Genomic DNA, 14666 nt, shown 5'->3' with positions numbered 1-14666 from the left:
AGAATAAGCAAATTTCAACTCGCAGAGGTTTCCATGGCCCGAGCTTCACTTTCCAGCCTGCCACTGGCCAGCCCGCCAGGCCGCATGCGACTGTTCGACGGCCTGCCCCTGCGTCGCCTGCAGGCCTGGTATCTGCCCCTGTTGCTGGCCGCATGGTGGTGGCTGGCCAGCCGCAACCTGTGGATGAGCGAACAGATACTGCCAGCGCCGAGCCTGGTCTGGCAGAGCGCTGTGGAGCTGGCCCGGGGCGAACTGTGGACGCACCTGGCGATCAGCCTGCAACGCCTGGCCCTGGGCCTGTTGCTGGGAGTTGCCAGTGGCGCCCTGCTCGGTGCCTGGCTGGGTTTCAGCCGTCGCGCCGAACGCCTGGTACTGCCAACCTTCAATGCCCTGGCGCAGATCCCGACCCTGGCCTGGGTGCCGCTGTTCATGGTGCTGTTCGGCATCGGCGAGGTGCTCAAGCTGGTGGTGCTGGTCAAGGCGATCATCGTGCCGGTAACCCTGCATACCCTGGTGGGCGTGCGCGATGCCCAGCCACGGCTGCGCGAAGCGACCACGGTGTTGCGCCTGCCGCCGCGCCTGCTGATCAGCAAACTGATTGTGCCGGCGGCGCTGCCGGCCTTTCTCGCCGGCGTGCGCCTGGCCCTGGCCACCGGCTGGACATCGTTGCTGGCGGTGGAACTGCTGGCCTCCAGTGAAGGCATCGGTTACCTGATGGTCTGGGCCCGGCAGTTGTTCATGCTCGACATCGTGTTTGTCTGCATCCTGGTCATTGGCCTGCTGGGTTTTGTCATGGACCGTGGCCTGAGCTGGCTCGAGCGGCGTCTGGTGCACTGGCCGCACCCGTCCAGCGCCGAACTGCGGGTGTCGCGCTTGCACGGTGGCCAGCGCCTGCAGGCCTTGCTGCTGCCCTTGGCACTGCTGGCGCTGTGGCAGTTGGCCAACCAGTTGAACTGGGTCGACACACAGATTCTGGTCGCCCCGCTGCAGGTCCTGGAGACTACCGGCAACGGCCTGCTCGACGGCTCGCTCAGCGGCGCCCTGGCGATCAGTGTCGGTCGGGCCTTGGGCGGCCTGCTGCTCGGTGGCAGCCTGGGTTTTGCCCTGGGCCTGTGGCTTGGGCTGTCGACGCCCGCCGAACGCCTGTTCGGGCCGAGCCTGGCCGGCTTACGGCAGATCGCGATCTTCGCCTGGGTACCGCTGCTGACCGCCTGGTTCGGTCTCGGTGAGCTGGCCAAGTGGGTATTCGTTGGCCTGGCGGCGTTCTTCCCGTTGTTCATCGCCACCCAACGGGCCGTGGCCAACCGCTCGCCACAACTGGAAGAAGCCGCCCGCGTGCTGCACCTCAACCTGGCCCAGCGTCTGCGCCGGCTGGTACTACCGGGAGCGGCGCCGGGGATTTTCGCCGGCCTGCGCATCGGCCTGATCTACGCCTGGCTGGGCACCATCGGCGCCGAGTACTTCATGCCCTCGGGCGGCGGTATCGGCAGCCTGATGATCGGCGCCCAGCAGTTGCTGCGCATGGACATCATCATGGCCGGGATGCTCCTGGTCGGCCTTACCGGCGCACTCCTGGGTGCCCTCGGACAACACCTCGAATTGCGCGCCACGCGCTGGAGACGAGCATGAACGCCATCGCCCCTGCCCTGGTCAGTTTCAATCAGGTCGGCAAACACTTCGCCGTGGCCGGCGGTGAGCTGGAAGCCATCCGCGACTTCAACCTGCAAATCGCCGACGGTGAGTTCGTCGCCATCGTCGGCGCCAGTGGCTGCGGTAAATCCACCCTGCTGCGCCTGCTGATCGGCCTGGACAACGACTACCAGGGGCAGATCCTGATCGACGGCCAGCCGCTCAATGGCATCGGCAGCGAACGCGGCATCGTCTTTCAGGAGCACCGTCTGTTCCCCTGGCTGAGCGTGGCGCAAAACATCGCCCTGGGCCTGGTCAACGCGCCGCTGAACAGCGAGCAGCGCCAGCAACGCATCGACCAGTACATCGCCCTGGTGGGCCTGCAAGACTTCAGCCAGGCCTACCCGCACCAGCTCTCCGGCGGCATGGCCCAGCGTGTGGCGATTGCCCGTGGCCTGGTGGCCAGCCCGCGTATCTTGTTGCTCGATGAACCCTTCGGCGCCCTCGACGCGCTGACCCGCCAGCAGATGCAGGACGAGCTGCTGGCGATTCGCGAGCGGGCACGCATTACCACCCTGCTGGTGACCCACGATGTCGAAGAAGCGCTGTTTCTCGCCGACCGCGTGGTGGTCCTGGAGCCGCGCCCCGGGCGGATCAAGCGCATCGTCGACATCGACCTGGCGCACCCGCGCCAACGCGGCAGTTACGCCTTCCACCGTCTGCGCGAAGACCTGCTGCACGAACTGACCGCCGACGAACGCTATCTGCCGCCGGCGCTGGAACAGATCCGCGACCTGCCTTTGACCTACCTTGCCTACTGAGAACCGACCATGAGCCAACGCCCCAACTTTCTGGTCATCGTTGCCGACGACTTGGGCTTCTCCGACCTCGGCGCCTTCGGCGGTGAAATCGCCACGCCGAACCTCGACAAGCTGGCCACTGCCGGCCTGCGCCTGACCGATTTTCATACTGCGCCGACCTGCTCGCCGACCCGCTCGATGCTGCTGACCGGTACCGACCACCATATCGCTGGCATCGGTACCATGGCCGAAGCGCTGACCCCGGAGCTGATCGGCAAGCCGGGCTACGAAGGCTACCTCAACGACCGCGTGGTGGCCTTGCCAGAGCTGTTGCGCGATGCCGGTTACCAGACCCTGATGAGCGGCAAATGGCACCTGGGCCTGACCGCCGAGCTGGCGCCCCAGGCCCGCGGCTTTGAACGCTCCTTCGCCCTGCTGCCCGGCGCGGCCAACCACTATGGCTTTGAACCGACCTACGACGATCAGACCCCAGGCCTGCTCAAATCGACGCCAGCGCTGTACATCGAAGACCAGGCCTTTATCGAAGAGCTGCCCAAGGATTTCTATTCCTCCGATGCCTTCGGCGACAAGCTGCTGCAGTACCTCAAGGAGCGCGACCAGAGCCGGCCATTCTTCGCCTACCTGCCCTTCTCGGCGCCGCACTGGCCGTTGCAGGCGCCCGCCGAGGTGGTGGCGCGCTACCAGGGCCGCTACGACGCCGGCCCCGAAGTGCTGCGCCAGGAGCGCCTGGAAAAACTGCGCCAGCTGGGCCTGATCGGCGCCGATACCCAGGCCCATCCGGTGGACAACCACTGGCACAGTCTCAGCGATGAACAACGCCAGCGTTCGGCGCGGGCGATGGAGGTGTACGCGGCGATGGTCGAGCGCATGGACTGGAACATTGGCCGGGTGCTGGACTATCTGCGCAACCAGGGCCTGCTCGACAACACCCTGGTGCTGTTCATGTCCGATAACGGCGCCGAAGGCGCGCTGCTCGAAGCCTTCCCCAAGTTCGGCCCGCAACTGGCCAGCTACCTCGACCAGCACTACGACAACAGCCTGGAGAACATCGGCCGGGCCAACTCCTACGTCTGGTACGGCCCGCACTGGGCGCAGGCTGCCACCGCACCGTCGCGGCTGTACAAGGCCTTCACCAGCGAGGGCGGGATTCGCGTGCCGGCGCTGGTGCATTACCCGGCGCTAGCGCGCCAGGGCCAGATCAGCCATCAGTTCAGCACGGTGATGGATATCACCCCGACCCTGCTTGATCTTGCCGGCGTGCGCCACCCCGGCAAGCGTTGGCGCGGCCGTGACGTGGCGCCGCTGCGCGGCAAGTCCTGGCTGGGCTACCTGTCGGGCGAGACCGAGCAGGTGCACGACGAAAACACCGTCACCGGCTGGGAACTGTTCGGCCGCCGGGCGATTCGCCAGGGCCACTGGAAAGCTGTTTACATCCCCGGCCCGGTCGGCCCGGCCACCTGGCAGCTCTACGACCTGGCCAGCGACCCGGGGGAAATCAACGACCTGGCCCAGGCACAACCGGCAAAATTGCAGGCGCTGCTGGGCGAATGGCAAAAGTACGTCGAGCAGACCGGGGTCATCCTCAGTCAGTCACCGTTCCAGGCGGACTAGCCAGCACCTGCAGGCGTGCGAGGTCGAGGATTTCGATCTCGCCATAGCCCAGGCGCAAGGCGCCCTCCTGCTGCAGCGACTTGAGGATCTGATTGGTGGTCTGGCGCGACAGCGAGAGCATCAGCGCCAACTGCTCCTGGGACAGTTGCAGCACGCGCCGGCTGCCCCGCAACTCGCCATAACCGGCGGCGATCTGCAGCAGCCGATGGGCCACCCTTGGCGCGGCGGCCAACAGGCTCTGCTGCTCGAGGGCGACAAACACCACGCGCAGTTTATGGCTCATCAGCAAGGCCACATCGCGCCAGTGCCGTGGCTGTTGTTCGAGCAGGTTGAGTAACGGCGCCTGGGGTATCCACAACAGCCGGGTCGGCCCTAGCGCCTGGGCGTCGTGGGTACGCGGCTGGCCGTCGAACAGGCTGATCTCGCCGAACCAGTGCGGCGCTTCGATCAGGGTCAACAGCGCCTCTTTGCCATCGGTAGCCACCGCCCCCACGCGCATCGCCCCGTCGAGCAGCGCATACAGCCCGCACGGCGCATCACCGCGCTGGAACAGGTATTGCCCGGCCGCCAGCTCGCGCTGCCGGGCCAGCGCTAACAGGCTATCCTGAAAGCGGGGAGGCAATGCCTGGAACCAATGACCTTGCAGCAGGGTTTCGCGCATAGCGCCTCGCAGGTGAACTCTGTCGGCTAGGCGACAGACAGGCGGAAATCTGTAGGACATGCTCAAGCCACCTACAGGAGGAACAACAATGAAAAACCTGGTCGAACACCTGAGTCAATACGCCGCCTACCACCGCGACCCGCGCAACATCGTCACCCATTTTATCGGTATTCCGCTGATTGTCGTGGCGGTGACCGTTTTGCTGTCACGACCGGGGGTCGACCTGGGTGGCGTCTGGGTGTCGCCGGCGTTGCTGGTAGCGCTGGTTAGCAGCGGGTTCTACCTGCGCCTGGATCAACGCCTGGGCCTGCTGATGGCGGTATTGCTCGGTTTGTGCCTGTGGGCCGGGCAGGCGTTGGCGATGCACAGCACCCTGCTGTGGCTGGGTGCGGGGCTGGCGCTGTTCGTGATCGGCTGGGTGATCCAGTTTGTCGGCCACCACTATGAAGGGCGCAAGCCGGCGTTTGTCGATGACCTGATGGGCCTGGTCATCGGGCCGTTGTTCGTGGTGGCGGAACTGGGGTTCTTGCTGGGCATGCGCCTGGAGCTGAAAAAAGCCATTGAAGACACTGTCGGACCGGTGGCAATTCGGCAGAAGAAGGCGGCGGTCTGATTGGGGCTGCTTTGCAGCCCATCGCTGGCAAGCCAGCTCCCACAGGTATGGCTGGCTTGTCAGCGATGAAGCCCTGAAGGTCAGCCCCTGGACTCAACCCCCAACTCATCCCACACCGACTCGGCCAGGTGGAAGGTCGCATTGGCCGCCGGGATGCCGCAGTAGATCGCGCTCTGCATCAGCACTTCCTTGATCTCTTCACGGGTCACGCCATTGTTGGCCGCCGCGCGCAGGTGCAGTTTCAGCTCCTCGTTGCGGTTCATGCCGATCAGCATGGCGATGGTGATCAGGCTGCGGGTATGCCGGGGCAGGCCCGGACGGGTCCAGATATCACCCCAGGCGTGGCGAGTGATCATTTCCTGGAACTCGCTATTGAACTCGCTCAGGTTGTTCAGGCTGCGGTCGACATGGGCGTCGCCAAGCACCGCGCGGCGCACCTGCATGCCGGCCTCATAACGTTGTTTCTCGTCCACGGTCATTCCTCACGGGCCAGCAGAAAATCGATCACCCGGCGGCTGAACGGCGCACCGACTTCAACGTTGGACAGGTGTGCGGCATGGAACTCGGCGTATTCGGCGCCCGCCACGTTCTCCTGGATGAAGCGCCCGCCCGACGGCGGCGTGACCGCATCGTGAGTGCCGGAAATCACCAGCAGCGGCACCTTGATCTCGCCCAACTGATCACGGAAATCAGCATCGCGCACTGCCCCGCAGTTAGCCGCATAACCCTCAGGCGAAGTGGCGGCGAGCATATCGGTAATCCGCTTGGCCTGCTCGGGGTTGCCCGCGGCATAACCCGGGGTGAACCAGCGCTCGATCGACGCATCACGCAGGCCAACCATCGCCGCTTGTTGATCACGCAGGACCATCTCGATGCGCGGGTTCCAGGTTTCCAGCGTGCCGATCTTGGCCGCAGTGTTGCAGACGATCAGGCGCTTGAGCCGGTGACCGGCATTGATCCCCAGCCACTGGCCGATCAGCCCGCCCATGGACAGGCCGCAGAAATGCGCCTGTTCAATGTGCAAGGCATCGAGCAGGGCCAGCACATCCTGCCCCAGTTGCTCGATGCTGTACGGCCCCTGGGTGACCAGCGAGCCGCCATGGCCGCGGGTGTCATAGCGCAGCACGCGAAAATGCGCGGTCAGGGCCGGTACCTGGGTGTCCCACATGTGCAGGTCGGTGCCCAGGGAGTTGGACAGCACCAGCACCGGCAGGTGTTCCGGGCCTTCAAATTGATAGTTGAGTACGCCATCGGCGAGTTGTACCTGTGCCACTGCAGCCTCCTTCAGGCATTGATGCGGTGATGTTCAGCCAGCGCTCGCTCGACCCAGGCTCGGGCCTGGCCAAGGTAGTGGGCTGGATCGAGCAGACGATCGAGTTCGTCGGGCGAAAGTTCAGCGCTGACCTGCGGCTCGTCGCCAAGCACGGCCCGCAGCTGGCGCTGTTCGGCTACGGCACGCTGGCAGCAGGTTTCCAGCAAATGGTGGGCGCGGTCACGGCCCAGGCGTTGGGCCAGCACCACACTGACAGCTTCGGCCAGGACCAGCCCTTGGGTCAGGTCGAGGTTGCGACGCATGCGCTCGGCGTCCACTTCCAGGCCGTCGGCGATGATCTGTGCCTGGCGCAATGCACCGGACACCAGGCAGCAGATCTCCGGCAGGGTTTCCCATTCGGCATGCCACAGGCCGAGGCTGCGCTCGTGCTCCTGGGGCATGGCGGCAAACAGCGTGGCGAGCAGGCCCGGCACGCGGGTGGCAGCACCGATCAACACGGCGGCGCCGACCGGGTTGCGCTTGTGCGGCATGGTCGAAGAACCGCCTTTGCCTGGCGCCGACGGCTCGAACACCTCGGCTGCCTCAGTCTGCATCAGCAGGCTGACATCGCGGCCCAGTTTGCCAAGGCTGCCGGCAATCATGCCCAGCACCGAAGCGAACTCCACCAGGCGATCGCGCTGGGTGTGCCAGGGCTGCTCGGGCAGCGTCAGCTTCAGCTCTGCGGCCAAGGCTTGAGCCACCGGCAGCGCCTTGTCGCCCAGCGCCGCCAGGGTACCGGAGGCGCCGCCAAACTGCAGGGTCAGCACGCGTGGCTTGAGCTCCTGCAGGCGCTCGCGGTGGCGGCTCAACGCGCCTAGCCAGCCTGCGATCTTCATGCCCAAGGTGACCGGCGTGGCATGTTGCAGCCAGGTGCGACCGGCCAAGGGCGTCTCAGCGTAGGTCAGGGCTTGGCGAGCCAGGGCATCGGCCAGGCGCGCCAGATCCGTTTCGATCAACGCCAGTGCCGCCCTCAGTTGCAGTACCAGGCCGGTGTCCATGGCATCCTGGCTGGTGGCGCCCAGGTGCACATAACGCTCGGCCTCCGGCACGCCACTGGCAATCACCTTGCCCAGCGCCTTGACCAGCGGAATGGCCGAGTTGCCGGCCACGGCAATGGCTTCGGCCAGCGCGGCAAAGTCGTAGCGCTCGGCATGGCAGGCGGTTTCGATCGCTGCCACGGCCACCTGAGGGATGACCCCGGTGGCCGCTTCGGCACGGGCCAGGGCCGCTTCGAAATCGAGCATGCCCTGCACCCGGCCACGGTCGCAGAAGATCTCGCGCATGGCTGGCGCGGTGAAATAGGCATCGAACAGCTGATTGCCCGGTCGTTGCTTCAAATAGGCTGAAGTCATGGCTACTTTCTCTTGGAACTACAGAGAGTCTAGATACACCCAGTAACATCCACGATCCACAGAACAATCACCCCAGACCGCCAACCTTGCGTGGAGGCCGGCGGCTCGGGGTCATTGTTTTACACCCGCTCGATGGCCAGGGCCAGGCCCTGGCCGACGCCGACACACATGGTCGCCAGGCCTTTGCGCCCGCCGGATTTCTCCAGTTGGTGCAAGGCGGTGAGGATCAAACGCGCGCCGCTCATGCCCAGCGGATGACCGAGGGCAATGGCACCACCGTTGGGGTTGACCTGCGGTGCATCGTCGGCCAGGCCGAGTTCGCGCAACACGGCCAGGCCCTGGCTGGCAAAGGCTTCGTTGAGTTCGATGACATCGAAATCGGCCACCGCCACGCCCAGGCGCTCGGTCAGCTTGCGCACCGCCGGTACCGGGCCGATGCCCATGACCCGTGGCGCAACGCCGGCACTGGCCATGCCCAGCACCCGCGCCCGCGGGGTCAGGCCATGCTTTTTCACGGCCTCGGCCGAGGCCAGGAGCAGCGCTGCAGCGCCGTCGTTGACCCCTGAGGCGTTGCCGGCGGTGACGGTCTTGTCCGGGCCGTTGACCGGCTTGAGCCGGGCCAGGGCTTCAAGGGTGGTGTCGGCGCGCGGGTGCTCGTCGTGCTCGACCACGGTCTCGCCCTTTTTATGGGCGATGCGCACCGGCACGATCTCCTCGGCGAAGAAGCCCGCAGCCTGGGCCGCGGCGGTACGCTGCTGGCTGCGCAGGGCGAAGGCGTCCTGATCGGCACGTGATACCTGGTAGTCATCGGCGACGTTGTCGGCGGTCTGCGGCATCGCATCAACCCCGTACTGAGCCTTCATCAGCGGGTTGATGAAGCGCCAGCCGATGGTGGTGTCCTCCAGCTTCATGGTGCGCGAATAGGCATTGTCAGCCTTACCCATGACGAACGGCGCACGGGACATCGACTCGACGCCACCGGCAATCGCCAGCTCCATTTCACCGCTGGCGATGGCGCGAAAGGCCGTGCCCACCGCGTCCATGCCCGAGGCGCAGAGGCGGTTGAGGGTCACCCCGGGCACGCTTTCTGGCAAACCCGCCAGCAGCAGCGCCATGCGCGCGACGTTGCGGTTGTCTTCACCGGCCTGGTTGGCGCAACCGAGGAACACTTCATCGAGCTGCGCCCACTGCACCTGCGGGTTGCGTTCGATCAGCGCCTTGAGCGGCACCGCCGCCAGGTCATCGGCGCGCACGCCGGCCAGGGCGCCGCCGAAGCGGCCAATCGGGGTGCGAATGGCGTCGCAGATAAATACGTCACGCATCAGGCTTCTCCTGGCGCTTGGCCGTGGGCGCTGGCGGTGCGCGCTTCGAGGTCACGCAGGGCGTTGAGCTCGACTGCGCTCGGCTCGGCGGTAATCTGCACGTCGTCGGCAAAGCGGATGGCCCAGCCGGTGGCGGCAACGATCTGTTCGCGGGTCACGCCCGGGTGGATCGAGGTGACGACGAACTCATGGGTGCCGGCTTCGGGCTCCATGATGCACAGGTCGGTGATGATCCCGACCGGCCCTTCACCCGGCAGGCCCAGGCGCTTGCGCGAATCGCCGCCTTCGCCATGGCCGACCGAAGTGATGAAGTCGAGCTTGTCGACAAATGCGCGGTTCGATTGCTTGAGGATGATCAGCACCTGCTTGGCGGAACCGGCGATCTCCGGCGCGCCACCGGCACCGGGCAGGCGCACTTTTGGCTGGTGGTAGTCACCGACCACGGTGGTGTTGATGTTGCCGAAACGGTCGACCTGGGCAGCGCCGAGGAAGCCCACGTCGATGCGCCCGCCCTGCAGCCAGTAGCGAAAGATTTCACCGGTCGGCACCACGGTGTCGGCGGTTTCGGCCAGCTCGCCGTCACCGATCGACAGCGGCAGCACGCTCGGCTTGGCACCGATCGGGCCGGATTCGTAGATCAGCACCACGTCGGGCGACGAGGTCAGGCGCGCCAGGTTGGCGGCCTTGGACGGCAGGCCGATGCCGACGAAACATACCGCGCCATTGCGCAGGCGACGGGCTGCGGCAACGGTCATCATTTCATTGGTGGAGTAGCTCATTGTGCAACCTCCGCAGCGCTGGCCAGTTTTGCCTTGAATTCAGTGAAGTCGGCGGTGCCGCGAATGTACTGGTCGATCCAGGCCGTGAAGCTTTCGCGGTTGCGGGCAATCGGGTCCCAAGCCTGGTAGAAGCGGTTGTCACGCTCGTAGTAACCATGGGCATAGGATGGATGCGCGCCCCCCGGCACCAGGCATACCGCAGACAGCGCCCAGGTCGGCAGCACGCAGGCGTTCATCGGTGCCTGGAGGTCATCGACGATCTCTTCGACGGTGACGATGCAGCGCTTGGCCGCCAATGCCGCTTCCTTCTGCACGCCAAGGATGCCCCAGAGCAGCACATTGCCCTTGCGGTCGGCCTTTTGCGCGTGGATCACGGTGACGTCCGGGCGCACCGAAGGCACGGCGGCGAGCACTTCGCCGGTGAACGGGCAAGTGACGCTCTTGATCAGCGGGTTGACCTTCGGCAGGTCGGAACCGGCGTAGGCACGCAGCACCGCGAACGGCAGGCCGGAGGCGCCGGCAACGTAGGCGTTGGCCAGGTCCGCGTGGCTGTGCTCTTCGATTTCCATCGCCTGCGGCCACTGCTTTTCAACAGCGTCGCGCAGGCGATGGAGGGAGCCGACACCCGGGTTGCCGCCCCAGGAGAAGATCAGCTTGCGGGCGCAACCGGCACCGATCAGCTGATCGTAGATCAGGTCAGGTGTCATGCGTACCAGAGTCAGATCTTTCTTGCCCTGACGAATGATTTCATGCCCAGCGGCAGTCGGAATCAAGTGGGTGAAGCCTTCGAGGGCGACGCTGTCACCGTCGTTGACGAACTGCTTCACGGCGTCGTGGAGCGAGAGGATTTCAGCCATTGCAGACTCCTGGATATGCTGAGTCGGGGTCGGTTTCAAGACGCCTTGGGCGGCGCCGGGTGTGGGTTCAGATTAAGGTGGGCCTGGGGGCGGTTCAATCCGATAATCGACTAATCGTTCGATTATCGAACCGATTGTTATCTTGCTAAGAACCCTGGTGGGAGCCGATATCAGGTGGCATCGGCATGGCTGACCATGCCCTTGATGATCACCGCCGTGGTGGCCAGCGCGGCCGGGATCACCAGTGCAGTCAGCACCTGCTCGAAGTTCCAGCCCAGGCCCAGCAGCGTCGCGCCCATCCACGCCCCAAGGATCGCCCCGAAGCGGCCGATACCGAGCATCCACGACACACCGGTGGCGCGCCCCTGAGTGGGGTAGAAACGCGCTGCCAGCGACGGCATCGCCGATTGCGCACCGTTGACGCACATACCGGCAACCAGCACCAGGGTCGCCAGTACGGTGATGTTGCCCAGGCTTTGCCCTACCGCGTAGGCAAACACCCCGGCCAGCAGATAGAACGTGCCGATAACTTTGTGCGGGTTGTAGCGGTCCATGGCCCAGCCCACGCCCACGGCACTGAGCACACCACCAAACTGGAACAGCGCACCGATAAAGGCGGCCTGCTCCATGCTCGCGCCACTGTCACGCATCAGCGTTGGCAGCCAGCTGGTCAGCAGGTAGACAATCACCAGGCCCATGAAATAGGTCAGCCACAACAGCAGGGTGCCGGTGCTGTAGGTACCGGAGAAGATCACCGCAAACACGTTGCGGGCTTTTACCGTCTTCTGCTCCGGCACACTGAAGCTCGACGCCTGGCCGACGATGGCCGGCTCGATCGGGGAGAGAGTCTTGCGCACCTTGTCGGTGCCCCGGTTGCGGACCACCAGGTAGCGCGCCGACTCCGGCAGCCAGAACACCAGCACGACGGCCAGCACCAACGGCAACAGGCCGCCGATCAGCAGCAGGCTGTGCCAGCCAAACGCCGGAATCAGCTTGGCGGAAATGAAACCGCCACCGGCCATGCCCAGGTTGAAGCCACAGAACATGCTGGTTACCAGCAGTGACTTGTGCCGCTCCGGGGTGTACTCGGACAGCAGGGTCGTGGCATTGGGCATGCCCGCCCCCAGGCCCAACCCGGTCAGAAAGCGCAGCACCAGCAACTGGTCAACGTTGCTGCTGTAGGCCGAAGCCAGGCTGAAGGCGCCAAACAGCACCACCGCCCCCACCAGTACCACCTTGCGCCCGAAGCGGTCGGCCAGCGGCCCGGAACCCAGCGCCCCGAAGACCATGCCGATCAGCGCGGCACTCATCACCGGCCCCAGGCTGGCCCGGTCGATGCCCCAATCCTGGGACAGGGCCGGGGCGATAAAACCCATGGCGGCGGTGTCGAGGCCGTCGAGGAAGACAATCAGGAAGCACAGGATCACCACCCGCCACTGGTAGCGTGACAATGGTTGGCTATTGATAAAGGACTGCACATCAAGGCAGTTTCCGACAGCAGCTTGAGGACTATTCATTATTTTTATCCAGAAGAAGCGCGCGAGTGTGCGGGTGCGCGCATGAACGGCACAGGCGAACAGGAACAGGTTCGGAAAACTGGATCAGCTGCCGCGCAGTCCAGCGTAGGACAGGTGCAAGCCGTGCGGGGACAGGAAGTCGGTCATGGGGCGTTTGCCTCTCACTCATTATTATGGGCGGTCAAGGCAGGCTGACCGCTGCGAGGGACATTAATAAGCAGGCGGGCGCGGCGCAATTCGATAAACGCATCTCTGTGCGTTTATCGAACAGGAACGTTCAGGCGAACAGTTGCGCGCTGAGGTCGCGGCTGGCGGCGAGCATGATCGGCAGAAAGCGCTGCTCAAGCTCGGTGCGACTGACCCGCCCGGCATGGGTGCTGACGTTGAGCGCCGCCAGCACCTGGCCGGAGGCGTCATAGACCGGCACGGCGATCGAGCGCAAGCCTTGCTCGAGCTCCTGATCGACCACGCACCAGCCTTGCTGGCGAACCAGTTGCAGGCATTCGAGCAGGGCCACCGGGTCGTGAATGGTGCGGCTGGTCTTGGCCTGCAGGTCGGCATGCTCCAGGTATTCGTGCAAGGTCGCGTCGTCCAGCGCCGCCAGCAGGATGCGACCCATGGAGGTGCAATAGGCCGGCAGCCGTCCGCCAACCGACAGGTCGACCGAAATCAAGCGCTGCACGGTGGCGGAACGGGCGATGTAGAGAATGTCGTCGCCTTCCAGGGTGGCCATGTTGCAGGCCTCATGCAACTGATCGCTCATGCGGTCCAGATACGGCTGTGCCGACACCGCCAGGGGTGTCGACGACAGATAGGCATGGCCAAGGGTCAGCACCTTGGGCAGCAACGAATAAGTGCGCCCGTCGGTAGTGGCGTAGCCCAGCTTGATCAAGGTATGCAGGCAACGGCGCACCGCTGCCCGGGGAATTTCCGTGCGATGGCTGATCTGCGCGATGGTCAGGTGGCGCTTGCGCTCCTGGAAGGCCTGCACCACTGCCAGGCCCCGGGCCAGTGAGGTCATGAAGTCGGGGTCGCCGGTGAAGGCCTGGATACGCTTGGCCGGCGAGGCGACGATGGGCGGCGCCAGGGACGCAAACGAGCTACGCACGTTGTCGTTCAATCCTGGCCCTTTGGGCGTGGTTTCTTCTGTCATGGCTAGCCTCGGCAACACGGTCACTAGGGCGATTATCGAACCATCGACCGATAATCGCAATTGACCGCTACCCTCAATTGCTTATACCTTTCTACCGCCACCATGTGGCTTCTTGGAGAGACTGGTCAGGTACCCACCGTAGAAGTCCCAGGCACGGCCTTGCCCACGAAGCGAGGCCGTTTTTCTTCCCTCCGTACAATGCGGGGCTTTGTAGCCGGCGAACTTTTTCTTTACCCTCGGCTCGAATTTAATACTCGGACGTCTGACTACATTCATAACGTGGTAACAAAGCGGGTGCTCTTATCAACCCTAGCGCGTGCTACTGTCAGACAAACTGCTTGCTATAATAAAACTTCGTATCCCTGCCCTCGGGCAGGGATAGTGCGGATCCAATCCGCGTCTGCCCAGGTAGACACAACTGGATTGTTGCAAGTGCCACTCACGTGAATAGCCGTTGTTCACATTCGCTTGCATCATCACAACCTACTGTTGCTGCGACAGTTATGCCGCTCTGGCAGCGTAGCCGTGTGCATGTTGCGCCCCGCGCACTATTTGCCCACGTAATCGCCAGGGTTTATATCCACACTACAGGTAGTACTGTGACCAAAGATGAACTGCGCGCGGAACTAGAGCGCCAGGAACAACGTTACAAGGACGTCTATGGCGGTGAAGTGACCACTTATGCCGCGCAACCCGACCCGGAACGCAAACCCTGGCGAAAACGCGCAAGCGTGCTTGACCAGGCCTTTGCTCAGGAGCTGGAAAAAATCGAGAAAGAACTCAAGGACCAGGCGCCCTGAGCCGCAGTTACAGGCGACTGGAACATGCCGCTCAACGGCATGCCGGGGAGCTTTTACCTGAACGTAATGCAACGGATTTTTGCGCTTGCATGCGCATGCCGTAACGGAATTTCACAAATTTCATACGGTCGTTTGATTTCTTTCTGACAGAACAGAACGTTCTCAAATATCTAATTTTTCTCGATTTTTTCGAATTTTAGCCGACGTTAAGCGAAGCATCGCCGACTCAACGGGTCAGG

14 protein-coding genes are annotated in these 14666 nt (G+C 64.1%); 5 read left to right on the top strand and 9 right to left on the bottom strand.

The annotated features are described in order from the left end of the window. Window positions 1-33 precede the first annotated feature (33 nt). Genes UW3_RS0103560 through UW3_RS0103550 form a run of 3 tightly spaced genes read left to right on the top strand, consistent with a single transcriptional unit; the run spans window position 34 to window position 4061 of the window. Window positions 34-1629 (top strand): ABC transporter permease, encoded by a 1596-nt coding sequence (locus tag UW3_RS0103560; RefSeq protein WP_010220898.1) that lies wholly within the window; start codon window positions 34-36, stop codon window positions 1627-1629. After that, window positions 1626-2450 carry an ABC transporter ATP-binding protein gene (locus UW3_RS0103555; protein ID WP_010220896.1) on the top strand — a complete coding sequence of 275 codons (825 nt, stop codon included), beginning with the start codon at window positions 1626-1628 and terminating at the stop codon, window positions 2448-2450. The genes UW3_RS0103560 and UW3_RS0103555 overlap by 4 nt, the downstream gene beginning before the upstream one ends. A 9-nt stretch (window positions 2451-2459) precedes the next feature. Then, on the top strand, window positions 2460-4061 hold the full coding sequence (locus UW3_RS0103550) for an arylsulfatase (RefSeq protein WP_010220894.1): 1602 nt from the start codon (window positions 2460-2462) through the stop codon (window positions 4059-4061). Here the strand turns inward: UW3_RS0103550 and UW3_RS0103545 are convergent. Then, window positions 4033-4722: a Crp/Fnr family transcriptional regulator gene (locus UW3_RS0103545; protein ID WP_010220892.1), complete on the bottom strand. Its 690-nt coding sequence runs from the start codon at window positions 4720-4722 to the stop codon at window positions 4033-4035. The genes UW3_RS0103550 and UW3_RS0103545 overlap by 29 nt on opposite strands. Window positions 4723-4810: 88 nt before the next feature. Between UW3_RS0103545 and UW3_RS0103540 the strand changes: the two genes are divergently transcribed. Further along, a complete protein-coding gene (locus UW3_RS0103540) occupies window positions 4811-5335 on the top strand; it encodes an Mpo1 family 2-hydroxy fatty acid dioxygenase (protein WP_010220890.1) in 525 nt (174 codons plus the stop codon). A gap of 80 nt (window positions 5336-5415) precedes the next feature. Here the strand turns inward: UW3_RS0103540 and pcaC are convergent, their stop codons facing one another. The 8 genes from pcaC to pcaR all read right to left on the bottom strand — a co-directional run bounded on the left by pcaC (window position 5416) and on the right by pcaR (window position 13627). Next, entirely contained in the window at window positions 5416-5808 is a 393-nt protein-coding gene (pcaC, locus tag UW3_RS0103535) for a 4-carboxymuconolactone decarboxylase (protein WP_010220888.1), read from the bottom strand. A gap of 2 nt (window positions 5809-5810) precedes the next feature. Beyond that, window positions 5811-6608, bottom strand: a complete 798-nt coding sequence (gene pcaD, locus UW3_RS0103530) for a 3-oxoadipate enol-lactonase (protein ID WP_010220885.1) — start codon at window positions 6606-6608, stop codon at window positions 5811-5813. Between the two features lie 11 nt (window positions 6609-6619). After that, window positions 6620-7999 carry a 3-carboxy-cis,cis-muconate cycloisomerase gene (locus UW3_RS0103525; RefSeq protein WP_010220883.1) on the bottom strand — a complete coding sequence of 460 codons (1380 nt, stop codon included), beginning with the start codon at window positions 7997-7999 and terminating at the stop codon, window positions 6620-6622. A gap of 119 nt (window positions 8000-8118) precedes the next feature. Next, on the bottom strand, window positions 8119-9324 hold the full coding sequence (pcaF, locus tag UW3_RS0103520; protein WP_174242337.1) for a 3-oxoadipyl-CoA thiolase: 1206 nt from the start codon (window positions 9322-9324) through the stop codon (window positions 8119-8121). Continuing rightward, window positions 9321-10100, bottom strand: coding sequence for a CoA-transferase subunit beta (locus UW3_RS0103515; protein WP_010220879.1), 780 nt, complete (start codon window positions 10098-10100; stop codon window positions 9321-9323). Before UW3_RS0103515 ends, pcaF begins: the two co-directional genes overlap by 4 nt. Beyond that, entirely contained in the window at window positions 10097-10957 is an 861-nt protein-coding gene (locus UW3_RS0103510) for a CoA transferase subunit A (RefSeq protein ID WP_010220877.1), read from the bottom strand. The genes UW3_RS0103515 and UW3_RS0103510 overlap by 4 nt, the downstream gene beginning before the upstream one ends. 170 nt (window positions 10958-11127) lie before the next feature. Further along, window positions 11128-12474: a 4-hydroxybenzoate transporter PcaK gene (gene pcaK, locus UW3_RS0103505; protein ID WP_010220875.1), complete on the bottom strand. Its 1347-nt coding sequence runs from the start codon at window positions 12472-12474 to the stop codon at window positions 11128-11130. A gap of 277 nt (window positions 12475-12751) precedes the next feature. Further along, window positions 12752-13627, bottom strand: coding sequence for a pca regulon transcriptional regulator PcaR (gene pcaR, locus UW3_RS0103500; RefSeq protein WP_174242307.1), 876 nt, complete (start codon window positions 13625-13627; stop codon window positions 12752-12754). A gap of 599 nt (window positions 13628-14226) precedes the next feature. Here pcaR and UW3_RS0103495 point away from each other — a divergent pair. After that, complete coding sequence (locus UW3_RS0103495; RefSeq protein WP_010220873.1) at window positions 14227-14427, top strand: hypothetical protein; 201 nt, start codon at window positions 14227-14229, stop codon at window positions 14425-14427. Window positions 14428-14666 lie beyond the last annotated feature (239 nt).

The sequence above is a fragment of the Pseudomonas donghuensis genome (assembly GCF_000259195.1).
In the GTDB taxonomy this organism is placed as follows: Bacteria; Pseudomonadota; Gammaproteobacteria; order Pseudomonadales; family Pseudomonadaceae; genus Aquipseudomonas; species Aquipseudomonas donghuensis.
This window is presented reverse-complemented; position numbering and strand designations above follow the sequence as displayed.

What these genes read in the sequence shown, in the direction of transcription:
- UW3_RS0103515 (WP_010220879.1), bottom strand. Translation starts at nt 10,100, where the DNA reads ATGAGCTACTCCACCAATGAAATGATGACCGTTGCCGCAGCCCGTCGC.
- UW3_RS0103545 (WP_010220892.1), bottom strand. Translation starts at nt 4,722, where the DNA reads ATGCGCGAAACCCTGCTGCAAGGTCATTGGTTCCAGGCATTGCCTCCC.
- UW3_RS0103525 (WP_010220883.1), bottom strand. Translation starts at nt 7,999, where the DNA reads ATGACTTCAGCCTATTTGAAGCAACGACCGGGCAATCAGCTGTTCGAT.
- pcaR (WP_174242307.1), bottom strand. Translation starts at nt 13,627, where the DNA reads ATGACAGAAGAAACCACGCCCAAAGGGCCAGGATTGAACGACAACGTG.
- UW3_RS0103540 (WP_010220890.1), top strand. Translation starts at nt 4,811, where the DNA reads ATGAAAAACCTGGTCGAACACCTGAGTCAATACGCCGCCTACCACCGC.
- UW3_RS0103550 (WP_010220894.1), top strand. Translation starts at nt 2,460, where the DNA reads ATGAGCCAACGCCCCAACTTTCTGGTCATCGTTGCCGACGACTTGGGC.
- UW3_RS0103560 (WP_010220898.1), top strand. Translation starts at nt 34, where the DNA reads ATGGCCCGAGCTTCACTTTCCAGCCTGCCACTGGCCAGCCCGCCAGGC.
- UW3_RS0103510 (WP_010220877.1), bottom strand. Translation starts at nt 10,957, where the DNA reads ATGGCTGAAATCCTCTCGCTCCACGACGCCGTGAAGCAGTTCGTCAAC.
- pcaK (WP_010220875.1), bottom strand. Translation starts at nt 12,474, where the DNA reads ATGAATAGTCCTCAAGCTGCTGTCGGAAACTGCCTTGATGTGCAGTCC.
- UW3_RS0103555 (WP_010220896.1), top strand. Translation starts at nt 1,626, where the DNA reads ATGAACGCCATCGCCCCTGCCCTGGTCAGTTTCAATCAGGTCGGCAAA.